Annotated in this window: 19 protein-coding genes and 1 riboswitch; of the genes, 10 read left to right on the top strand and 9 right to left on the bottom strand. The window is 58.3% G+C overall.

The window, feature by feature from the left end:
* Positions 1-191 precede the first annotated feature (191 nt).
* Both OVA03_RS08515 and moaC read left to right on the top strand, forming a co-directional pair.
* Positions 192-656 carry a molybdenum cofactor biosynthesis protein MoaE gene (locus OVA03_RS08515; protein ID WP_267523638.1) on the top strand — a complete coding sequence of 155 codons (465 nt, stop codon included), beginning with the start codon at positions 192-194 and terminating at the stop codon, positions 654-656.
* On the top strand, positions 649-1,182 hold the full coding sequence (gene moaC / locus OVA03_RS08510; protein ID WP_267523637.1) for a cyclic pyranopterin monophosphate synthase MoaC: 534 nt from the start codon (positions 649-651) through the stop codon (positions 1,180-1,182). Before OVA03_RS08515 ends, moaC begins: the two co-directional genes overlap by 8 nt.
* A gap of 233 nt (positions 1,183-1,415) precedes the next feature.
* On the opposite strand, the gene OVA03_RS08505 is transcribed toward moaC, so the two are convergent.
* Complete coding sequence (locus OVA03_RS08505; RefSeq protein WP_267523635.1) at positions 1,416-3,260, bottom strand: TonB-dependent receptor plug domain-containing protein; 1,845 nt, start codon at positions 3,258-3,260, stop codon at positions 1,416-1,418.
* 112 nt (positions 3,261-3,372) lie between these two features.
* A riboswitch (cobalamin riboswitch) is annotated at positions 3,373-3,557 on the bottom strand.
* 114 nt (positions 3,558-3,671) lie between these two features.
* Here OVA03_RS08505 and OVA03_RS08500 point away from each other — a divergent pair.
* Entirely contained in the window at positions 3,672-4,574 is a 903-nt protein-coding gene (locus tag OVA03_RS08500; RefSeq protein ID WP_267523633.1) for a DUF2608 domain-containing protein, read from the top strand.
* On the opposite strand, the gene OVA03_RS08495 is transcribed toward OVA03_RS08500, so the two are convergent.
* Genes OVA03_RS08495 through OVA03_RS08480 form a run of 4 tightly spaced genes read right to left on the bottom strand, consistent with a single transcriptional unit; the run spans position 4,571 to position 8,479 of the window.
* Positions 4,571-5,611 carry a sulfate/molybdate ABC transporter ATP-binding protein gene (locus OVA03_RS08495; RefSeq protein ID WP_267523631.1) on the bottom strand — a complete coding sequence of 347 codons (1,041 nt, stop codon included), beginning with the start codon at positions 5,609-5,611 and terminating at the stop codon, positions 4,571-4,573. The two genes, OVA03_RS08500 and OVA03_RS08495, sit on opposite strands and share 4 nt — an antisense overlap.
* A 24-nt stretch (positions 5,612-5,635) precedes the next feature.
* Entirely contained in the window at positions 5,636-6,481 is an 846-nt protein-coding gene (gene cysW / locus OVA03_RS08490) for a sulfate ABC transporter permease subunit CysW (protein ID WP_267523628.1), read from the bottom strand.
* The gene (cysT, locus tag OVA03_RS08485) at positions 6,478-7,404 is read right to left on the bottom strand and encodes a sulfate ABC transporter permease subunit CysT (protein WP_267523626.1); all 927 of its coding nucleotides are present in this window, start codon (positions 7,402-7,404) and stop codon (positions 6,478-6,480) included. The genes cysW and cysT overlap by 4 nt, the downstream gene beginning before the upstream one ends.
* A 31-nt stretch (positions 7,405-7,435) precedes the next feature.
* Positions 7,436-8,479, bottom strand: a complete 1,044-nt coding sequence (locus OVA03_RS08480) for a sulfate ABC transporter substrate-binding protein (protein ID WP_267523624.1) — start codon at positions 8,477-8,479, stop codon at positions 7,436-7,438.
* A gap of 313 nt (positions 8,480-8,792) precedes the next feature.
* On the opposite strand from OVA03_RS08480, the gene metC reads away from it, so the two are divergent.
* Positions 8,793-9,965, top strand: coding sequence for a cystathionine beta-lyase (gene metC / locus OVA03_RS08475; RefSeq protein WP_267523622.1), 1,173 nt, complete (start codon positions 8,793-8,795; stop codon positions 9,963-9,965).
* On the opposite strand, the gene OVA03_RS08470 is transcribed toward metC, so the two are convergent.
* Genes OVA03_RS08470 through OVA03_RS08460 form a run of 3 tightly spaced genes read right to left on the bottom strand, consistent with a single transcriptional unit; the run spans position 9,962 to position 13,015 of the window.
* Positions 9,962-10,903, bottom strand: coding sequence for a hypothetical protein (locus tag OVA03_RS08470; RefSeq protein ID WP_267523620.1), 942 nt, complete (start codon positions 10,901-10,903; stop codon positions 9,962-9,964). The genes metC and OVA03_RS08470 overlap by 4 nt on opposite strands.
* Positions 10,904-10,907: 4 nt before the next feature.
* The gene (locus tag OVA03_RS08465; RefSeq protein ID WP_267523618.1) at positions 10,908-11,879 is read right to left on the bottom strand and encodes a glycosyltransferase family 2 protein; all 972 of its coding nucleotides are present in this window, start codon (positions 11,877-11,879) and stop codon (positions 10,908-10,910) included.
* On the bottom strand, positions 11,879-13,015 hold the full coding sequence (locus OVA03_RS08460) for a GNAT family N-acetyltransferase (RefSeq protein WP_267523617.1): 1,137 nt from the start codon (positions 13,013-13,015) through the stop codon (positions 11,879-11,881). Before OVA03_RS08460 ends, OVA03_RS08465 begins: the two co-directional genes overlap by 1 nt.
* Before the next feature lie 219 nt (positions 13,016-13,234).
* Here OVA03_RS08460 and OVA03_RS08455 point away from each other — a divergent pair, with 219 nt between their 5' ends.
* The 5 genes from OVA03_RS08455 (at position 13,235) to argF (ending at position 17,094) form a co-directional block, all read left to right on the top strand.
* Positions 13,235-13,672 (top strand): hypothetical protein, encoded by a 438-nt coding sequence (locus OVA03_RS08455; protein WP_267523615.1) that lies wholly within the window; start codon positions 13,235-13,237, stop codon positions 13,670-13,672.
* Positions 13,672-13,872: a helix-turn-helix transcriptional regulator gene (locus OVA03_RS08450; RefSeq protein ID WP_267523613.1), complete on the top strand. Its 201-nt coding sequence runs from the start codon at positions 13,672-13,674 to the stop codon at positions 13,870-13,872. Before OVA03_RS08455 ends, OVA03_RS08450 begins: the two co-directional genes overlap by 1 nt.
* 23 nt (positions 13,873-13,895) lie before the next feature.
* On the top strand, positions 13,896-14,792 hold the full coding sequence (locus tag OVA03_RS08445; protein ID WP_267523611.1) for a TraB/GumN family protein: 897 nt from the start codon (positions 13,896-13,898) through the stop codon (positions 14,790-14,792).
* Between the two features lie 146 nt (positions 14,793-14,938).
* Positions 14,939-16,138, top strand: coding sequence for an aspartate aminotransferase family protein (locus OVA03_RS08440; RefSeq protein ID WP_267523609.1), 1,200 nt, complete (start codon positions 14,939-14,941; stop codon positions 16,136-16,138).
* A gap of 35 nt (positions 16,139-16,173) precedes the next feature.
* Entirely contained in the window at positions 16,174-17,094 is a 921-nt protein-coding gene (argF, locus tag OVA03_RS08435; RefSeq protein ID WP_267523607.1) for an ornithine carbamoyltransferase, read from the top strand.
* Between the two features lie 110 nt (positions 17,095-17,204).
* Here the strand turns inward: argF and OVA03_RS08430 are convergent, their stop codons facing one another.
* Positions 17,205-17,432, bottom strand: coding sequence for a hypothetical protein (locus OVA03_RS08430; RefSeq protein ID WP_189485472.1), 228 nt, complete (start codon positions 17,430-17,432; stop codon positions 17,205-17,207).
* Positions 17,433-17,620: 188 nt separating this feature from the next.
* Here OVA03_RS08430 and OVA03_RS08425 point away from each other — a divergent pair, with 188 nt between their 5' ends.
* Positions 17,621-20,869: a hypothetical protein gene (locus OVA03_RS08425; RefSeq protein ID WP_267527670.1), complete on the top strand. Its 3,249-nt coding sequence runs from the start codon at positions 17,621-17,623 to the stop codon at positions 20,867-20,869.
* Positions 20,870-20,892: the final 23 nt, after the last annotated feature.

Raw genomic sequence — 20,892 nt, 5'->3', positions numbered from 1 at the left:
TTGGGCACAAATCTTGTTGAGAATAAGGAACTGGTAAAAAATCTTAGGTTGTAACCCAAAAAAACGGCATAAATTTCGTTTGCGTCGACAGGCACGCGCCGCGAGCGATTCTGAGGTGCTATAAAACCGTATTTGCGTTCTGGACTATTTCTACGCTTTGCCTGCGTCGTTGGTGTCGGTTATGGTACGTCATGGATCATCTGATTGTACGGTTATTGCCGGAGGCCTTGGATAGTATCGCCGCCTTTCGTGAGTTTTCCGAAGGGGCGGCGGATGGTGCTATCGTCACCTTTACTGGCAAGGTGCGCGGCGTCGATAAGGCAGGACAGGACGTCGATCATCTGTACCTCGACTGGTATCCCGGCATGACTGAGGCAAGTATGGAAGCGATAGCCCACGCGGCCTGCGCGCGTTTTCATGTGGCGCGGGTCATGGTGCTGCATCGCTGCGGGCAGGTTCAGGCGGGCGAAGATATTGTCTTTGTGGCCGCCGCCTCGGCCCACAGGCGGGCCGCGTTTGAGGCGGCGGATTACATGATGGACCGGCTGAAATCAGAGGCCGCGTTCTGGAAGCGCGAGCAGGGCGCCGGGGCGGAACGCTGGATTGAGCCGACCGCCGCCGATCAGGCCGACAGAAAAAGGTGGGAAGATGGATAAGTCAGAGCGCAATCCAAAAAGTGGGCACCGGTTTTTGGATGAAATTGCGCGCCAAGATAAATTATCGCATATCGGTGGCGATGGTCGCGCGCAGATGGTTGATGTGTCCGAAAAAGCCGCCACGGCGCGGGTGGCCACGGCGCGCGGGCGGCTGATCTGTGCGGCGGAGACGGTGGCGATAGTCCGTGATGGCAAGGCGCCAAAGGGAGCGGTGATTACTACCGCCGAACTGGCGGGTATCATGGGCGCCAAGCGCACGGCTGATCTTATTCCCCTGTGTCACCCTCTGGCCCTGTCCAAGGTCGAGGTCAAAATCACGCCTATGGATGATGGAGCCGGTTTTGCCATCGAAGCCATCGTGAAGACCACCGGCCTGACCGGGGTTGAGATGGAGGCGCTGACGGCGGTCAGTGTAGCGGGGCTGACGCTTTATGACATGCTCAAGGCGGTCGATAAAACCATGCGCCTGGAGAGAATCGAAGTCACGTCCAAGTTGGGCGGAAAATCCGGCGACTGGACGGTCTGAACGGGTATAAATTTACGCTCCCCACACAATAAAAAGGCCTCACGGGAACCATGAGGCCTTTTTAATGGGAGGAGGAAAAATAATTAAAAGAAAGGCTTAAGCTAATTATTCCGCCATTATAGAGTTGACGGGACACCTAATGGGTAGACCGGCAGGGAATAAAAAAGCCATAGGGAAAGTGCTTCCATCAGGCTTAACCACCGTTAAGCTTTTAGCCTGTCTTGGTGACGTTATTAATACAGATTAGCGCGAATACCGAGCCACAGACGACGTCCGGCTGAGCCGTAGTTCGCTGCCGTTTCATAGTCTTCGTCAGTGGCGTTCTCAACCCGGCCAAAGACGGTGACCGTGTCGTTGAGGCGGTATGCCGCCCGCAGATCGACCAGAGTATAGGCACCCAGCTCGCGGGTGTTATAGATATTCTCAAACGACTTGCCGGCATAGCGCGCCGAGGCACCGAGCGATAAGGCATCGGTGGCCTGCCAGTCGATATGGGCATTGGCCAGATGCTTAGGGGCGCGACCCAGATCGTTCTTATAGGTCAAGCTGTTCTTGGCATCGTCGCGGGCGATGATATGGCTGTAGTTACCGGATATCTTCACCACATCACTCAGGTCGCGCGCGGCTTCAAGTTCGATGCCGTAGGCCTTGGTCTGGGCGATATTGCCATAGGTGAAGGTCGACATATCGTAGTCGATCTGGTTTTCCGTCTTGCGGCCAAAGACCGACACGCCATAGCGGCCATTGTTGGCACCGTAAACATCAACGCCGAAGTCGATATTAGTGGCCTCTTCGGGCTTCAACGCGACATTGCCCGACCAGCCGTCATAAAGCTGATAAAGGCTGGGGGCCTTAAAGCCCTGACCCAGACTGGCGTGCAGAACCACGGCATCACTAAGCGCATAGGCGGCGGCGATCTGGCCGATGGTGTTATCGCCAAAGGTCGAGTGGTCGTCGCGGCGGACGCTGGCGTTCAATGTCAGGGCGTTGATATCCTGACGGACCTGCGCGAACAGGCCGTTTAGCGTTACCGATTTGACAAGGCCGGTGGCGATGATTTTAGAACGCTCAGACGATGCCCCAAAGACGAACTGGGTGGCTTCCGACAGTGTGAACGCGCCGGTATAGTCATAGCTGAATTGCCGACCCTCAAAAGGATAAGAGGTCGCATTGGCCAGATCCGAGGTTTCGCGCTCGGTCTTGGTCTGGCTGATGGTGACGCTGTTTTTCAGGCGGCCCTCAAGCATCTGGTTATAGTAACCGACGCTGGCGACACTTTCATCCTGTGTACCAAAATCAAGAGTATCGGCCAGAGCAAACGACGCATCATAGCCGTCAAAATCATAGTCGCTTTCGGTGTGGCTCAGGCGGGCCCGCAGGCCCGATGTCTCGGTCAGGGCGTAGTTCAGATAACCGTTGAGGTGCTTTTGTTCAAAGCCGTCTTTCTCGGAACCCGTGCGCAACGATGACACACCTTCATCGTCGATATAGGCCCCTGACAGGCCCCAGGTCAGACGATCCGCCTTGCCGCCGATTGAGGCGCGGGCCGTGATGTAATCCTCAAGCCCCTCAACCGATACACGCGCTTCGAATGGCTTTTTCGGGGTGCGGGTGGTGATGGCGACCACGCCGCCGATGGCCTGAGAGCCCCACAGGGTCGATAGCGGCCCGCGCAGGACTTCGACCCGCTCGGCGTCATTCAGCGCCAATAGGCCGAGGTTCAGACCGCCGCCGATTTGCGACGGGTCACCCAGTTTCACACCATCGATCAGGAACAGGCTGCGGTCGCTTTCCGCACCTCTGAAACGGGCGGTGCCGACCTGACCGGGGCCGCCGGTTTGGGCGATCGAAACGGACGGCGACTGGGCGATCAGGTCGCTGAGGAACAGTTCCTGACGGGTTTCAATGGTCTCGGCATCAAATACGGTGACGCTCTGGCCGACCTTGGACAGGGCGACAGGCTCACGGGTCACGGTGACCACGACTTCAGTAATTTCACCGCTATGGGCGTGGCCGGCCACGGTCATCAGGGCCAAGGCCGAGGCGGTGGTAAGCGCGGCAATAAGGTAGGTTCGCATGGGTCGTATAGTCTTTCGCAGACGAAGCAACAGCCACGGATCATCGATCCGCGCTGTCAAACATATCGCCGCTCAGGAAAGGCTCCCGCTCTTGTGACACACCCCGATCACGCAAAGGACGACAGCAAAGGGCAGGTCTCCTGACTTGCGCCTCAGACATTTGCGGCCGCCTTCCCGAAGTTACCTTCAGTGGCATATGGCCGAAAACTCAGCGCTTACAGTTGCGGGGACAGTCCGGGGTTTACACCCGGTTCCCTATTAAGCCGTTCTCACGGCACCTCTTGCACGGCCGGGGCATTAGGCCGTTTGCGGTCGGGGGTCAAGGGTTTAGATGCGGTTTTTGGACGCTTAAGCCTTGACCCTGCGGGCATTTTCGGGTTTGCCAGAGGTATCTTATGAAACGAGGGTGTGATGAAAATTTGGGCAGGGATATGTGCGGCGGCGTGGATGATGGCCTCAACTGTGGTCGCGCAGGCTGCGGGGTTTACCTCTATCACCGACCTGAAAATCGCCACCGATCTGGCCCACAGCCTTAAGGCCGATAAATCAAAGCGCGTGCTGGTGGTGTTTGACATTGATGACACCCTGCTGACCGTGCCGGGCGACCTGGGCTCCGAAGGCTGGCTGGGTGGCAAGCTTGACGGGGCACAAGGCGAGCAGCGCAATGTGATCCTTTATGAGCAGGCCCTGTGGCTGACCCTGGCGGGTCTGAAGCCCACGCAGGATGACGGTCCGCAGCGGGTGCGCGACCTGCAATCGGCAGGGATTCCGGTCTATACCCTAAGCGCGCGCGGGTCCGAGTTACGCGGGGCGACCGAGCGGGCGCTGATGGCCGTTGGCTATGATTTCAGTGGCGCTCCGGAATGTGAAAAGCCGCTATGCACCCGTCGCGGGCGTCTGGGCGATGACGAAATTCGCAAGGCTGCCGGAAAGGTCAAGGTGACCCTGCCCGAGGGACCGCACCGCGACATTACCGTCTCAGACGGTATCATGCTGGCCGCTGGTCAGGACAAGGGCGTGATGGTTCAGCTTCTGGCGGCATCTATCAGCCGGAAACCCTTTACCGATATCGTCTTTGTTGACGACAGCCGCCGCAATATCGATGATGTTGTGCGCGCCGCGACCACCACGTCGAATCTCACATTCCACGTTTTCCGCTATGAGAAAATCTGGCTGCGTAACGTCGATTTGCATGACAATCCGGCCCGCCTCAAGGCCGCCGATGCGCAGTCGGACGCTATCCGCGCCAGCCTGTGCGCGGCGTTCGACAGCGTACTATGCGGCTATAGCTACGGGTTTGGACGCAGGGATTAATTCCCGAACACATAGACCTTGGTAGGGCGGACGTAGACGGTATCGCCCAGTTTCAGGTCGCTGGCGTCGGAATCGTGGGCGTGCTGGGTCTCGAACACCGTGCCGTCCTCGGCCTGCACTTCAAGGCGCAGATTGGCACCGGCCGGCAGGATCGATAACACCTTACCCTTAAAGCCCGGCCCGTCTTTGGACAGGTGGGCATCGAACGGGCGGAAACGAACCACTTGTGGCCCTGTCAATTCACCTGAAACAACGGCGGGTGCGGTAAAGCCCTCGAATTTCGCTTCTGCGCCACTGACCGTCGCCGTGACCTGATTATTGGTGCCGAGGAAATCGAACACGAAGCTGGAGACCGGTTTACGGTAAAGCTCAAGCGGTTTGCCGATCTGCTCAATCTGGCCATCTTTCAGCACCACGACGCGGTCGGCAAGGTCGAGGGCTTCTTCCTGATCATGGGTGACGAAGATGGTGGTCACGCCGGTTTCGTCATGGATGCGGCGCAGCCAGCGGCGCAAATCCTTGCGCACCAGAGCATCGAGCGCGCCGAACGGTTCATCCAGCAACAGAATGCGCGGCGAAATGGCCAGCGCCCGTGCCAATGCCACCCGCTGACGCTGACCGCCGGACAGTTGTGATGGGAAGCGCTTACCCAGGTCTTCAAGCTGAATCAGTTTCAATAAGCTCTGAACCTTGGCCTTGATCTCAGCCTTTGAAGGGCGATCTTTGGCCGGGCGGACGCTAAGGCCAAAGGCGATGTTCTGCTCGACCGTCATGTGGCGGAACAGGGCGTAGGATTGAAACACCATGCCTATGCGGCGTTCGCGCGCGTTCAGCGCCAGATAGTCTTCGCCCTCAAAGGTCACGCTGCCGGAATCGGGCTGATCAAGACCGGCCAGCAGACGCAGCAAGGTGGTCTTACCCGATCCCGACGGGCCAAGCAGGGCGAGGAACTCACCCGAATGGGCCTCAAAAGACACATTGTCGAGGGCCGCGAAATCCGAGAAGCTTTTGGTGATGTTTTGAACGGTCAGGGACATAATATTCGGGTTCTCGAAAAGCGGTTAGTGCCTGCGATGGGCGGCAAGCTCGTCGGCAAAGCGCCACTCAAGCAGGGTTTTAAGTATCAGGGTCACAATAGCCAGCCCCGCCAGAATCGACGCTGTGGCAAAGGCCGCGACCGTATTATATTCGTTGTATAACACTTCGATATGCAAAGGCAGGGTGTTGGTCAGGCCGCGAATATGGCCGGAGACGATGGACACCGCCCCGAACTCACCCATGGCGCGGGCGGTACACAACAAAACCCCGTAGGTCAGGGCCCATTTGATGTTGGGCAAGGTTATGCGGAAAAACACGTCCCAGCCGCGCGCGCCCAGGGTGACGGCGGCGATTTCTTCATCCGTACCCTGATCGAGCATCAGCGGAATCAGTTCACGCGCCACGAACGGTAGGGTGACCAGCACCGTGGCGATGACCAGCCCCGGCAGGGCAAAGACGATGCGGATATTATGGGCATCCAGCCACGCGCCGAACCAGCCATGAGCCCCGAACAGCAGTATCCACACCAGACCCGAAATGACTGGCGACAAGGTAAACGGCAGGTCAAGGACCGACAGCAGCAGGCCCTTGCCCGTGAACTCAAAGCGCGTGATGCACCAGGCGGCGGCAATGCCGAATACGGCGTTCAATGGTACAGCGATGGCGGCCACCAGTAGGGTGAGTTTGATGGCGCTAATAGCGTCCGGTTCCAGTATGGCCGCGAGATAGGGGGCGACACCGGTTCTGAACGCTTCAAACAGCACATTGACCAACGGTAGGACGATGACCAGCGCGATCCAGAACAGGGCAAAGGCCAGAAGGGCGATGGCGGCCGGTGATTTGGGTGCTTCGGGAGCTTTGACTTTCATGCGCGGCCTCGGCGGGACAGGAGCACCTGAACAAAGTTGGTGACTAGCAGGATGGTGAACGACAGGGCCAGCATGGCGATGGCCACTGACGCCGCACCGGCATAGTCAAATTCTTCGAGCTTGATGACGATCAACAGCGGCGAAATTTCGGAAATATAGGGCATATTACCCGCAATAAAAATGACCGAGCCATATTCCCCGACCGCGCGGGCAAACGCCAGAGAAAAGCCGGTGATCAGGGCGGGCGCCAGTGACGGTAAAATCACCCGGATGGCGGTCTGCATTGGGGTGGCCCCAAGGGTCAGGGCGGCTTCTTCGACCTCGGCATCAAACTCAGCCAGAACCGGCTGAACCGAACGCACCACAAACGGCAGGCCGATGAATACCAGCGCGATAAAAATCCCGATCGGCGTATAGGCGATCTTGATGCCCATCGGGTCGAACAATGAGCCTACCCAACCATTGGGGGCATAAAGGCTCGACAGCGACACACCGGCCACGGCGGTCGGCAGGGCGAACGGCAGGTCAACAATGGCGTCGATAATCTTCTTGCCCGGGAACTCATAACGCGTCAGCACCCACGCTACGATAAGGCCGGCAAACAGATTAACCAGGGCGGCCCAAAAGGCGGTGGTAAAGCTCAATTGCAACGCCTTAAGGACGCGCTCATCGGTGACGGTGCGGATAAAGCCGTCAAGTCCGGCTTCCCAAGGCCTGAGCACCAGCGCCACCAGCGGCAGCAGCACGATCAGCGACAGATAGGTCAGCGTGATGCCTAATGACGCATGAAAGCCCGGCAGGACGTGCTGGGTTCTGTGGGTAGCCTTGGGCGGCTTAAAGCCTTCGGGTTTTATCTGATGCGGCGAACGCCCGTTTGTCTCCAAGCGGGCGTCTCCGGCAGATATAGGGGTGTCTGTCGTCATGGATTACAACGCTCACGAAAACGGGGGCCGTTTAGGCTTTGAAGACTTTGGCGGATATTTGATCAAACAGGGCGCCCTGCTCGAAGTGGCGGGCATTAGCCGTGGTCCAGCCGCCAAAATCCTTATCGATATTCAGTTGCTCAATGGCCGGAAAACGGTCAGCAAACGATTTGAGCACGTCCGCGTTGGTCGGGCGGTAAAAATGCTGCGCCGCCAGGGTCTGGGCGTCTTCGTCATAGAGCCCTTCCAGATAGGCCTTGGCCAGCGCTTCGGTGCCATTGGCCGCGACGTTTTTGTCAACCCAGGCGACCGGCGTGTCGGCGGCAATAGACAGCGACGGATAGACGATGTCGAACTGAGCACCATCCTTGGCCGCGCTCATCAGGGCCTCGGATTCCCAGTTGATCAGTACGTCGCCCTGACCGCGCTGAATGAAGGTCGTGGTCGCCCCGCGCGCACCGGTATCCAGCACCGGCACATTTTTAAACAGGGCCTCCAGGTAAGCCTGCGCCTTACCTTCATCGCCATTGTTAGCCCGCAGGGCCCAGCCATAGGCGACCAGATAGTTCCAGCGTGCGGCCCCCGATGTCTTCGGGTTCGGTGTAATGACCTGAACGCCGGGTTTTACCAGATCGCCCCAGTCCTTGATGCCCTTGGGGTTGCCTTTGCGCACCAGCAGCAGGATGGTCGAATTATAGGCGACGGAATTGTTCGGCAGGCGTGACGCCCAGTCGGCGGCCAGCAGGCCGGTGGCGGCCACCGCGTCGATATCGTGGGCCAGAGCCAGTGACAGGACATCGGCCTTCAGGCCATCGACGACCGCGCGCGCCTGCTTGCCCGACCCGCCGTGGCTTTGGTTGAAGGTCGGAGCCGGTTTGCCGCCGGTGGCGTATTTTTTGGCAAACAGGGAATTATAGGCGGCGTAAAATTCGCGGGTCGGGTCAAACGATACATTCAGTAAGGATTGGGCGGCCGGCTTGGCACAGGCCGAAAGGGCCGTCGCCGTACCGGTCATCAGGGCGGCACCGGTTACGGTTTTCAGAAACTGGCGCCGGGAGGCATCTGAATTCTTCATATTCGGTCTATCCCTATGTTCGGTATGTCAGCGTTCTGTATGTCAACTTTGCCAGTCGCTTGCGAGACTATCAAAGCCTTAAGGTCAGCGCAAATCAGGAACGCGTAAACGCTCCGGATGCCAGAGAGTTGATTAATTCCTACCCGGTGGTTGTTGTTTAAACAACTGCCGCGGTCAGGTCATGCGACGATTTTTCAGCAATCCGGTTAGCTTCTCTAACCAATCAGCTTTCATATATCAGTTGCCAAGATATCAGTTGCCAAGGGGGGCGCGAAATGATTGTAAAGGCACACAACTGTATACGGAATTTTCCATGTCCCAGCCGATTTCTGAGCGTACCCGCCTGACCAGTGCCACCCATGAGCGTGAGCCGTCTCACCGCGCCGTTAATGTCGGCGTTGAGCGCGGCTCGACAGTTCTATATGCTCGCGCCGAGGATCTTTATAACGAAGACATCAAGCCCGGCTATGGCATTGAGGGGCTTAGCACCCAGCGCGAACTGATGCGCCTGATGTGCGACCTTGAAGGGGCGACGGACGTGTTCCTGCTGCCGACGGGGTTGTCGGCGCTGACCTTGGCCATCACCGCTTGTCTTAAGGCCGGGGATGAGGTGGTGTGCGTCAATAGCTGCTACGGCCCGATCCGGCGGTTCTTGCAGTCCCAGATGGCGCGGTTTGGCGTGACCAGCCGCTATTATGAGGCCGGTGCCAGTGTGGATGAGGTCATGGCCCTGACCAACGATAAAACAGCCCTGATCATCGTCGAATCGCCGGGGTCGCTGACCTTTGACATTCAGGATATCCCGGCCATTGCCAAGGCCGCCAAAGCGCGCGGTATCCTGACGCTTTGTGATAATACCTACGGTGCCGGTGTGCTTTTCAAGCCACTGGAGCATGGTGTTGACATGTCAATGCAGGCCCTGACCAAATATGTTGGCGGCCATTCCGATATCCTAATCGGCACGGTGGCGGTCAAGGACAAGGCGTTGGCCAAGCGCCTGGATGACACGACGCGGGCGTTTTCATTTTTTGCCTCGGCGGATGAGAGCTATCTGGCTATCCGTGGTTTACGTACGCTCCATTTGCGGCTGGAACGCAGCGGCCAGTCGGGACTTGAGATCGCGCGCTGGCTGGAAGGCCATGATCTCGTGGAGCGCGTGCTGCATCCGGGGCTGGAATCGTTTCCGGGCCATGCCTTATTTAAACGCGATTTCACCGGCTCAAACGGTCTATTTTCGGTGGTGCTGAAAGGCGGCAATATCGCTGCGTCGTGCGCGTTTTTGAACGCGCTAAAGCTGTTCGGGCTGGGCTTTAGTTGGGGCGGGTTCGAGAGTCTGGCTATCCATTTTGAGCCGCAACTCATCGGAAGGATCGGGCCAAAGCCAGAAGGCTCGCTGATCCGGTTCTATATCGGCCTCGAAGACCCGGCTGATCTCAAGGCTGATATCGCGCAGGCGCTTGAGGTTTACCGCGCGGCCATAGGCTAGGCGGCTTTCTTAGGCACTTCAACGCCGTCATCAAACTGCGGCACGCCCGGTTGCGTGGCATCCAGCGAAAAGCGCGGGGTGAGCGGACTTTTGGCGCCATTGAAACCGCCAAAGGCTTTGAGTAAACGGGCGTAGATAATCTTGGCCGCCTCAAACGGCAATACGCGCTTGTCGATATCCGGTTTCCAGCCGAACCAGCGGCGCAAACAACCATTGGCGTAGAGCACATTGGCGCGCCAGATGGCCGCTGGTGTCATGAATTCAATCGACATCGACACGTTGACCATGTCGTGATTGACGATGCGGTGCGGGGCATTTTGCGGCCAGGTGATCATTTCACCGGGCTTAAGGTCGTGTACCATCGCCGCCTCATCCCACGCGGCCTCATAGGGCAGTTGCTCATCGCTTTCACGCAGGGCAATACCTTCGAGGTCGGGGTTCGAGACGAATGGCGAGGTTGGCGGATAGACATAGAGTTTTTTAACACCGCGCACCTGCCACAGCATCACCAGCGGGATATCAAGGTGGTAAAACACATGGGCCTTGGGTGAGGAAATCAACAGACCCAGATCGGGCTTCAGGGTCTTTTGACCGCTCTCAGCCTCCAGTTCGGCAAACATCCGCCCGCACAGCTCATTAAAGGCCGGATCGGCGTGATTGACCTTGCGCAGATTGAGCCATAACCGTCCGGCCCTGACTCCGTCCATCAGGGCGCGGCCATCAAGGCCGGAGCGCCTGCCCAGATACCACTGTCCCCAGTTGGACGGGTCGTAACCCATGCTGAACACTTCGAGCTTATCTTCAGGATAGCGGTCGATAAGATCAATTAGAGCTTGGTCCGTGAATAGCTCAGAGCCCGCTAAAGTGTGCGAAAACAGCAGAGTTTTTTTCGTGAAATTGTGGCGGTGGTCGTCCGACCATGTCAGCAGTCCGATCATAATCTCATCTTCCGGGGGCGTTGGTTTTGAGCAGGGCGGTACCGTAAAAGCCGAGCTTAAACGGCGGAAACCAGATCAGTTTGCCGAGGCCCCGCGCGCATTTATCGAGGGCGCTTGCAGCCCCTTTGGCACGCATCAGCGTCAGCAGCCCGCCCCAAATCCCAAACATCACGGTCTGAACCGCGCCATTGATCATCCAGTAGGCGCAGGTGAATGGTTTGGGCGGGGTGTGCGCCATGGCCGAGGTTGATGGTCCCTGACCATAGGCAAAGGCGCGGGCCAGAGTGTAGTTCAGGGTTGAGCGGCTCTGCGGGACATCTTCCCACACGACGGCATCTGCGGCCCAGGCCATGCGTTTACCCTGCTCACGCAGACCGTAAAACAGCTTATCGTCCTCACCACCGCAGTCATTGCGATCGACCGAAAAAACCTCATGAACCTGCGGCAGGGCGGCGCGGCGCAGCAGGCTGTTGCCGCAGCCATAATAGTGGTCAATCAGTCCTGTATCGCTCGGCCCAAAGCGCGAAAAGAAGGCTTTGAAATAGGCGGGATATTTGACATGGGTGGCCATCAACCGGGCGCTGACCGGGCCGAACACGACATCGGCACCAAGTGCGCTCTGGGTGGCCAGCATTTTCGATAACCAATCAGACGGCGCCTCTTCGTCATCATCCAGAAAGGCGATGAAATCGTCATCGGTCGCCGAAAGCGCCGTATTGCGGGCATTGGCCACGCCGGTTGCCGGTTCGTGCAGATAGGCGATTGGCATATCGGGGCTGTCAATGGCCGCGATCACCTCACGCGCTGACGCTTCCGGAGAATTGTCGCACACGATAATGCGGGTGGCGACATGATCTAGGCCGGTTTGCGCCAGCACGGATCGCACCGCCAGCTTCAAGCCCTCCGGGCGGCGAAAGCTCGGAATAATCACACTGAGGCGCACGGCGGTAAAGCTATGCGGCGGGGCCGGTTTCATCAACGGCCCTCCGGTGATTTCAGGCGCTGCGGCATGGCCCGCACGGCCCGCCACAGGCCCTTAAGGCGATCCGGCGTATTAAGTTCAAGCGCACAAATCTGATCGACGCGCCGGCTCAGGCGGTTGGCGATTTCGCCCAGACGCGGCGGCAGGGACTGACCGGCTTCACGCGCCCATGCGGCCCTGCGGGCGCTGAACCGGCCGCCCGTGGTGTTGCCATAGACGCGGCCGTGGGTAACGACGCGATGGCTGTTGCCAAAGGCGTTTTTGTAATGCTGCTCACCGGTCGACAGGTCGTAATAGGTCACGCCGTCGGCCTTAAGCGCATCGCCACACCCCATCAGGAATACCTGACCGGGCGAGAAGGCGCTGAACGCCGGATCAAAGCTGGATATCCATGGGTGCATGACATCGCCCAGCCTTACACCATAATGGAAAATAATCCCTTTACCGCCCGCCGTCAGGGTTAGCATCTGCCCGCGTAGGCCTTCAGAAGGCGCAGCAAATAGTTGCCGCATCAGGGCTTCGACCCAAACGGGGGCCAGAAAATCATGCAGGCCAGTAAGGCGGGTCTGCTCACGTTTCAGGCGCAGCATGGTCTCGAAATGGTCAGGATCGCGATCAGGGGTAATAAAGCACACCTCACCGTGCTGCTCTTCAAGGCGGCGGCGCAGACGGTTTATATTCTTGGCATGTTTATGCGGAATGTGATCAAGCGGCTGGGTGAGGTCGATCCCGCAGGCATTGTCGGTCTCCCCGCCGATATCGCCAAACACACCGTACGGATCGATCAGGCCGATGACCTGAAACCGGTCGATGCAGGCAAGGCTCAGGGCCTCGGCTATGGTAATATCGGGGTCGGGAATACTGATCAGGGCGGTATAGTCTGAAAACGGGGCGCCGACGGGTCTGGCCAATCCGCCGGGGCGGCGATGGTGGGGCAGAAAGCCGACTGTTTGGCCTTTGCGGCGATAGATGGCGACCCAGACATCATCGCGCACCTGGGCGATGACCTGCGCAAATTCCAGCGACAGCAGGGGGGAGCGTAAATCGGGCGTAGCAACGACCATATCGCGCCATGACTGCACTTCGGATGCACTCAGGTCATGGGGGCGGATAAGGTCACAGGTTGTCATGGGTCGAGAACACTAATCGTTTTTATAAAGGGTGCAGACCCATACCGAGGTCATAATCGTACCTAGCTGTAAATATTCAGTTGGTTTCGAAACATTTATTTCCGAGCGTCGTGACAATTATAAATCTGTAAAATTTGCGCGTCATTATGACAAGGGTGCTTGACATATTGCACGATCTAAATGTAAAGGGTGTTTGTCTTATTGTTAAGGAGGGTTGATATGACAAAAGGAAAATTAAGCGGACAGGTGGCGATCTACGCCATTCTGGGGATAGGCGCGCTGCTTGGGGGTGTAATTGGATATCTGGAGGGGGCAGGTATTGCCGACATCAGACAGAATCCGCAACTGGCTATGATTGTGGTCACGGTCTTTATATTGCTGGCTCTGGCGTTCAGCATTGTGTGGTGGCGATCCAGTGATGAAGCGGTGCGCGAAGCCCATAAATGGGCGTGGTACTGGGGCGGGTCATGCGGCCTGCTGGTGGTTATGCCGATCTATTTCTTGTCGGTGGCCACCGGCGGCGACTTTGGTGAGAGCTTTATGGCCTATTTCAACGCGCAAGGATCGGGATTTGAGTTTGGTATCATGACCGGTTTGATCCCGCCGATTATTGGCTATGTGATCGCTTGGGGCATCTGGTGGTTGAGGCATAGATAATGAAAAACCGTATCAAGGTTCTTCGGGCCGAACGCGACTGGTCACAGGCCGATCTGGCCGACCGGCTGAGCGTTTCACGCCAGACCATCAATGCCATCGAGACCGAAAAATACGATCCCTCACTGCCGCTGGCCTTCAAAATCGCTGACATATTTCAGCAACGGATCGAAGACATATTTCTGCCGGATCAAAAAGCTTAAGTTCGAAAATCATAGGAAACCTCATGTTGAAATCTTTTAAAACTATGTTCAAGGCGCTTGTAGTGGCCGGTGTGGCGCTTTTGCCGGGTGTCGCCACTGCGCAGGACGCCAAAACCGGCACCCCGCTGATGTGGGTGGTGACGGATGCGGATTCGACCGTCTATCTGCTGGGGTCTATTCACCTGCTAAAGCCTGACATGCAATGGCAGGATGCCCGCATCAAAACCGCGATGGCAGGCTCAAAGGAAATGTGGTTGGAGATCGCCAATCTGGATGATCAGGCCGCCGCCGGTTCGGCCTTTCTGAAACACGCCATCAACCCCAAGGGCAATCTGACCGAGGGCATGAGCGAGTCCGATATCGCCCGCCTTAATCTGGCGCTGGATCAGCACGGCATCCCGATGGCGCAGGCGCGTAACCTTAAACCCTGGGCCGTCGGGTTGCTGATCACGGTGAAATCCATGGTCGATGCCGGTTATGATCCGAGCTCCGGCGTCGATAAAACTCTGCTGGATCAGGCCAAAGCGGCGGGAAAGCCGGTTAAGGGCTTTGAAACCATTGAACAGCAGATGGGCTTTTTCGGCAGTTTTGACGAGGAAACCAGCCGCCAGTTCCTGATTGATGTGCTTAATCAGGAAGAGGAAGGCAAGGCCCTGCTGGAGACCATGCTTACCGCCTGGCATACCGGCGATGTAGCCACGCTGGAGCGGATATTTACCGAAGAGATGATGGTCAAGACGCCTAAACTATACGAAGTGCTGCTCAAAGGCCGCAACCAGAACTGGGTGCCGCAGATCGAACAGATTCTGGCCGGTTCCGGCACGTCCCTGATCGTGGTCGGTACAGGCCATCTGGTCGGGCCGGACGGCGTGCCGACCCTGTTGAAAGCTAAGGGTGTTAAGGTCGATGCCCTCAAGTAACTCATGACCAATAATCATAATCCAGGCCGCGCTTTTTTATTGACATTGGGGATAAATTTCCCCAAAAGGCCGCTCTAAGTCCTACTTAGGTTCTTTAATCTCCTCTCCGTTTGTTCGGAGAGGATTTTATCTTTTGGGATGTTACCATGAGCCAGTCAGATCATCTTTTCGGTGTTTACAGTCGCGCCCCCATCGAGGTTGAGCGCGGTGAAGGGGTTAACCTTTACACCAAGGATGGCCGACGGTTTCTTGACTTCGTGCAGGGCATTGCTACCAACGGGCTTGGCCACGCCAACCCGATCCTGATCGATGCCGTGACGAAACAGGCACAGAAGCTATGGCATGTATCGAACATTTTCCGCATACCGGATCAGGAAGCTCTGGCCGAGCGCCTGTGCGCCGACAGCTTTGCCGATCAGGTGTTCTTCACCAATTCCGGCACCGAAGCGGTCGAATGTGCGCTGAAACTGGCGCGTAAATATCACGCCGCCAAGGGTAATCCTGAGCGCATTGATGTCATCACGTTTCAAGGCGCGTTCCACGGCAGATCGTACGCGGCGGTCAATGCCGGTGGCAACGACGCTTATCTGACCGGATTTGGCCCTAAGCTGCCGGGCTTTGTGCATCTGCTGTTTGGTGACCACGAAGCCTTGAAAGCGGCCGCGTCGGCACCGACGGCCGCAGCCATTCTGGTTGAGCCGGTGCAGGGCGAAGGCGGCACGCGCGCCGTGCCGAACCAATGCCTGCAAGGGTTGCGCGACCTGTGTGACCAGTACGGCCTGTTGTTGATGTTTGATGAAATCCAGTGCGGTATGGGCCGGACGGGTAAGTTGTGGGCCTATCAGTGGTCGGATATTGAGCCTGACGTTCTGATGACCGCCAAGGCCCTGGGCGGTGGGTTCCCGATCGGTGCTTGTTTGGCCACAAAGGACGCAGCGTCCGGCATGGTCGTCGGTGCTCACGGTTCGACCTTTGGCGGCAATCCGCTGGCGATGGCGGTTGGGCTTGCGGCCTATAATGAACTGTCGAAGCCTGAAACTCTTGAGCACGTTAATGATGTGTCCAACTACCTGCGTCAGCAGCTTCAGAGCCTGATCGCCACCTACGGCGATGTCATTGAGGAAGTGCGCGGCAAGGGACTTCTGGTTGGCATCAAGGTCAAGCCGCTCAACCGTGAGGTCATGGCTCTGGCGCGTGATGCCGGCATACTGATTGCGGGCGGATCGGACAACTGCGTACGTCTGCTGCCGCCGCTCAATGTCACACTCGATGAAGCCCGCGAAGCCATTGGCCTGCTGGAAAAAACCTTCATCGCCGCCCGTGAAAAGGCCAAAGAGACGGCATAACAGGGGCCGGACATCCAAAATAAAAGGGGGTACAGATGACCCGTCACTTTCTCGACCTCTGGGCCTTAAGCCCGGAGGATATCCGCTCTATTCTCGATGACGCCCATGCGCGTAAGAAAGCCCGCCTCGGCTGGCCGAAAGGGCGCGTCGATGCCGATGCTCCGGCCAAAGACCGCGTTCTGGCCATGATTTTCCAGAAAAACTCGACCCGCACACGCTTTTCGTTCGACGCGGCCATCCGTCAACTTGGCGGTGACGGCATTATCTCGACCGCCAATGACATGCAGCTTGGGCGTGGGGAAACGATCGAAGACACCGCCAAGGTTCTGTCGCGCATGGTCGATGCCATCATGATTCGCGCCAACCGCCATGAAGATGTCGAGCAATTGGCCGCCGCATCAACGGTGCCGGTCATCAACGGCCTGACCGACAAGAGCCATCCGTGTCAGATCATCGCTGATCTTCAGACCATCGAAGAACATCGCGGGCCAGTGGCCGGTAAGACTTTAGCGTGGATCGGCGACGGCAATAATGTCTGCGCCTCGTTCATCCATGCAGCACCTAAGCTTGGCTTTTCATTGAACATCGCCTGCCCACCGCAATATAGCCCGTCAGCGGCCGATCTGGCGCACGGGGCAGGGGCGAAGATCACCGTCACCCACGACCCGAAAGCTGCGGTTGCCGGTGCCGATGCCGTCATGGCCGATACCTGGGTCAGCATGGGCGATACCGATTACGATGAGCGCATGACGGCCCTTGGCCCCTATCAGGTCAATGAAGCCCTGATGGCGCTGGCTAAGCCCGACGCCCTGTTCCTGCACTGCCTGCCCGCCCATCGCGGCGAGGAAGTCACCGCAGCCGTTATCGACGGCCCGCAATCGGTCATCTGGGACGAGGCCGAAAACCGGATACATGCCCAAAAATCCATCCTCGCCTGGTGTTTTAAAAAGGCTTGAGTTTGGCGATCTGCGGCGTTGTCATCGCTTGCGGGTACTATCTGTACCCGCGGGCGCTCGACGCCTGGCATCTCATCCAAACTGAAGCCTTTTTAGGGGCTGTGTGAGGTTTAATACGGCTGAAATGCGGGCTGGGGATTGCCGCCGACGAGGGCGAAGATGTGGACCAGCAGGATGATCGCGGCGGTGCCGGACAGCAGCATGATCAGTCGGTAAGGGACAAGTCTGACGGCATCGGTTTTGAGATTGGGTGGCCGCGCCCCCAGATAACCGCTGAGGATGCACGCTAATACGGCGGCAAAAAACATGATGAGCGTGGTGCCAAGATCAAATTCCATGTTTGCGAATATGGTAGGAATGTGGCGCGGCGCAAGGCTTTCACGGTATTTTCCCTTATCAGGCGTTTATATAATGCGGCGGTTCTCCACAGGAGAATGGCGTTATCCCAATAGATGGTGGTTAACAAAAGGTTTACACGCAAGATGATGGTGGTTAGCCTCATACATTGCATAAGTAGGGGATTCGCATGTCTGCGGGCACGCCATGGAGTGTTAAGGGTATAGATTCTAAGGCGCGCGAAGTCGCCAAGGATCTGGCGCGCCGGTCTGGCATGACCCTAGGGGAATGGCTTAATCAGGTGATTCTGGAGGGCGATGAGCCCGAAGCCGATCCCCGCGAAAATCGCGGTCGCCGTCCCTATGTACCACAAAACGATTATCAGCCGGAAACCGGTGAAGACTATCCTTCGGGGGGCGGGCGTATGAAGCGCACCTACACGTCATCACGTCATGATGAAGAGTTTATCAACCGTCCGCGCCGGTCGGCGCCAGCCTTTTCCTCCGTGGCGGCACGCGAACGTGCGGCCCGTTATGAAGATGATTATGACCGCTATGAGCGGGGGGGCGATGGGCGTTACCCGGCTGAGCACCCATCAGAGCGTCACAGCTCCGGTTCCGAAGACCTGTCGCGGGTGGCCCGCGCTCTGGAATCTCTGGGCTCGCGCATTGAAACCTCTGAGACCCGTTCGGCGTCGGCCGTGCGCGGTGTATCTCAGGCAGTTGAGGGTTTGCTGACCCGTTTGGAGCGTACCGAAGCGGGGGTTGCCGCGCGCACAGAACATCTGGCCGAAAAGCTGGAAAGCCACGCCGACGACGTGTTCACCTCGCGCGAGCGCCTGATGCGTACCGAAGAAGATCAAGCGGTGCTGGCGGAGCGTCTTGAGGCGGCGGAACGTCTGGTTGACGCGCAGGCGGAACGGCTTGAGGGCCTGTCCGGTCATCTGCGCGAAGAACGCGAACGGGTGGCCCGGCTTGAGGCCGAGTTGCGCGCCCCGCAGCAGCAGGAAAATATCCGCGCCCTTGAAGGGGCGCTGGGCAAGATTTCCAATCAGCTCTATGAAACCGATGTCCGCAACCGTGAAAATTTCAAGGATGTGCGCTCCGACATGCTGGGCCTGTCGCACCGTCTGACCCAGATGGAATTGCGTGATCCTGATGCGGCGGCCCAAAGCCTGATCGATAAGGTTGTGGCCCAGGTGTCCCAGCGTCTGGATAGTGCCGAGGCCCAGACCTCGACGGCGCTGAAAACCCTTGAGCAAAGCTTTGCTGCACTGGATTCGCGCCTGCTGCGGACCGAAGAGCGCGGCGATGTGTCGGACCCGGAATCGGTGCAGTCTCTGCGCCGTCTGGCCGATGATCTGACTCGCCGGATCGATGAGGCGCGCGTTGAAATTGCCCGCTCGCTCGAAGATACCACCCATCATAATATCGAGCAGGCCTTAAGCGGCGTGCACGAACAATTGGCGCAGGTCGATCAGCGTTCGGCTAAAGCCATTGAACAGATGGGCCATAATGTCCTAAAGGTGGCTGATAATCTTAACCGGAGAATGACGGGCGTGGAGCGTCAGGGCCATGACGCGGCAGATCGTTTGAACGCTGAGATTCGCCGGGTGGCGGATTCGGTGGAGGTTCGCTTTGCGCGTCAGGACGGTCAGCATTCTCAGGCGCTGGAGCGTCTGGGGGGCGAGATCGCCCGCATTTCTGAGCGCCTGTCGAGCCGTATTTCCGAGAGCGAACGCCGCACGGCGCAGGTTCTGGACGGGGTGCAGGAACACCTGCGCCAGACCCATGAACATACCCATACTGAGTTGGGTGAGCGTATCCGCCAAAGCGAAGCCCGCACTGCCCAGATCCTTGAGGAAGCCCGCGCCCGTATTGAGCAGCGTCTGAGCAAGGCCGAAAGCCAGCAACTGGCGGAACGTATGACGCGCGCCACACCGGCACCAGATGTCCTGCCCAGCGCCTTTTCGGTGTCGCGGTCCCGCTATGCGCCGTCACCGGAACCCGTCGTCGAAGACGTTGTGGATGTGGTCGATGACGCACAGGTCGACGCCGAACTGGACGCGGCGACGGTCACCCGCTTTGACTTTACGCCGCCGGTGGCTGAGACGGTTGAGGAAGATACGGACTCAGATGACCTCGACCTGACCGGGCATCTGCTGAAAAACGTGACCGGCTTTGGTGAAGAGCGTGCCGACAATGGCCTGCACGACGCGAGGTTCAAGCCCGATTACGATCCGTTTGAGGACGATCTGGATGCCCCGGCATCTTCGGCTGAGGCGGATCCTTTCCGCGAGGACGATGAGGCCGATCCGTTCGCTGATGTCGCTCTGTCGCGTAAGACCGCGCCGCATCTGCGTCACGACCGCGATCCGTTCGCCGATGAAGCGGATGGTGACAGGGCGGCTGATATTTTTGATGATGAGCCTCTCAAAGGCTTTGGGGCGCGCCGCGACGAAGAGACCCCTGAAGAAGCCCCGGTCTCCGTCTCCACGCGCGATGCCCTGGCGGCCGCGCGGGCGGCGGTGCGCGCCAGCCTCGAAGACGCCGATGATCGCCGTCCGGGTTTAGGGGGCTTGAAGCTTGGGGCCTCACGCACACGCGGAGCTGTGGCGGATAAGCCTGTCAAGACGGCGGAACCCAAAACCAGCCCAAAAACGGGATTGGGCGAAACCCTGAAAAAAGCTTTTAAAGCTTCGTCTGTGGCCGTGGCCCTGACCGCGGTCGGCGCAGGTGGTTATGCCGTATTGCGCGATGAGGGTAACTCTGGCCAGCCGCCGGCCAAGCGTGGTGCGGGCACAGAGGCACCTGCGGCACCCATTGCCGCTGCCGCCATCACCCCGCCAGTTGAAGATCGCGCCGCACTGGAGCGGCAGTTTCAGGACGCCGTTCAGGCCCTGACCGCCAATGATCCGGTCGGTATTGATAAGCTCAAGGCCGTGGCCAATCAGGGCTATGCTCCGGCTCAGTTCCGCCTGGGGCGGATCTATGACGGCGAAGAAGGTTTCAGCGGCATTACACCGGACAAGACGCAGGCCCGTTTGTGGACGCAGCGTGCCGCCGAAGGCGGTGTGTCGCGCGCCATGCATAATCTGGGGCTGATGTATTATGCCGGTGACGGCGGCCAGCCGGATCGTGGTCAGGCCGCGACCTGGTTCCGGCGTGCCGCCGAGCGCGGCATTGTCGACAGCCAGTATAATCTGGGCATCATGTACCGCGAAGGTATTGGCGTCACGCTCAACCCGACCGAAGCCTATAAGTGGCTGCTGATTGCTGAGGCAGGCGGCGACAAGGAGGCCGCTCAGGCGGTAGCTGATCTGAAAGCCGAACTGTCAGCCCCTCAGCGCCGGATCGCTGAGTCTCAGGCCAACGGGTTTCAGGCGGTAGCAGATGATGCGGCGACGCTGGCGGCAGCACCATCTGCGCCACAACCCTGAGCGTCTGTTCAGACTCTGTTCAG

It is taken from the genome of Asticcacaulis sp. SL142, from assembly GCF_026625745.1.
Classification (GTDB): Bacteria; Pseudomonadota; Alphaproteobacteria; order Caulobacterales; family Caulobacteraceae; genus Asticcacaulis.
This window is presented reverse-complemented; position numbering and strand designations above follow the sequence as displayed.

Excerpts from the sequence above, each read along its gene's own strand:
- OVA03_RS08515 (WP_267523638.1), top strand. The coding sequence starts at position 192 with ATGGATCATCTGATTGTACGGTTATTGCCGGAGGCCTTGGATAGTATC.
- moaC (WP_267523637.1), top strand. The coding sequence starts at position 649 with ATGGATAAGTCAGAGCGCAATCCAAAAAGTGGGCACCGGTTTTTGGAT.
- OVA03_RS08505 (WP_267523635.1), bottom strand. The coding sequence starts at position 3,260 with ATGCGAACCTACCTTATTGCCGCGCTTACCACCGCCTCGGCCTTGGCC.
- OVA03_RS08500 (WP_267523633.1), top strand. The coding sequence starts at position 3,672 with ATGAAAATTTGGGCAGGGATATGTGCGGCGGCGTGGATGATGGCCTCA.
- OVA03_RS08495 (WP_267523631.1), bottom strand. The coding sequence starts at position 5,611 with ATGTCCCTGACCGTTCAAAACATCACCAAAAGCTTCTCGGATTTCGCG.
- cysW (WP_267523628.1), bottom strand. The coding sequence starts at position 6,481 with ATGAAAGTCAAAGCTCCCGAAGCACCCAAATCACCGGCCGCCATCGCC.
- cysT (WP_267523626.1), bottom strand. The coding sequence starts at position 7,404 with ATGACGACAGACACCCCTATATCTGCCGGAGACGCCCGCTTGGAGACA.
- OVA03_RS08480 (WP_267523624.1), bottom strand. The coding sequence starts at position 8,479 with ATGAAGAATTCAGATGCCTCCCGGCGCCAGTTTCTGAAAACCGTAACC.
- metC (WP_267523622.1), top strand. The coding sequence starts at position 8,793 with ATGTCCCAGCCGATTTCTGAGCGTACCCGCCTGACCAGTGCCACCCAT.
- OVA03_RS08470 (WP_267523620.1), bottom strand. The coding sequence starts at position 10,903 with ATGATCGGACTGCTGACATGGTCGGACGACCACCGCCACAATTTCACG.
- OVA03_RS08465 (WP_267523618.1), bottom strand. The coding sequence starts at position 11,879 with ATGAAACCGGCCCCGCCGCATAGCTTTACCGCCGTGCGCCTCAGTGTG.
- OVA03_RS08460 (WP_267523617.1), bottom strand. The coding sequence starts at position 13,015 with ATGACAACCTGTGACCTTATCCGCCCCCATGACCTGAGTGCATCCGAA.
- OVA03_RS08455 (WP_267523615.1), top strand. The coding sequence starts at position 13,235 with ATGACAAAAGGAAAATTAAGCGGACAGGTGGCGATCTACGCCATTCTG.
- OVA03_RS08450 (WP_267523613.1), top strand. The coding sequence starts at position 13,672 with ATGAAAAACCGTATCAAGGTTCTTCGGGCCGAACGCGACTGGTCACAG.
- OVA03_RS08445 (WP_267523611.1), top strand. The coding sequence starts at position 13,896 with ATGTTGAAATCTTTTAAAACTATGTTCAAGGCGCTTGTAGTGGCCGGT.
- OVA03_RS08440 (WP_267523609.1), top strand. The coding sequence starts at position 14,939 with ATGAGCCAGTCAGATCATCTTTTCGGTGTTTACAGTCGCGCCCCCATC.
- argF (WP_267523607.1), top strand. The coding sequence starts at position 16,174 with ATGACCCGTCACTTTCTCGACCTCTGGGCCTTAAGCCCGGAGGATATC.
- OVA03_RS08430 (WP_189485472.1), bottom strand. The coding sequence starts at position 17,432 with ATGGAATTTGATCTTGGCACCACGCTCATCATGTTTTTTGCCGCCGTA.
- OVA03_RS08425 (WP_267527670.1), top strand. The coding sequence starts at position 17,621 with ATGTCTGCGGGCACGCCATGGAGTGTTAAGGGTATAGATTCTAAGGCG.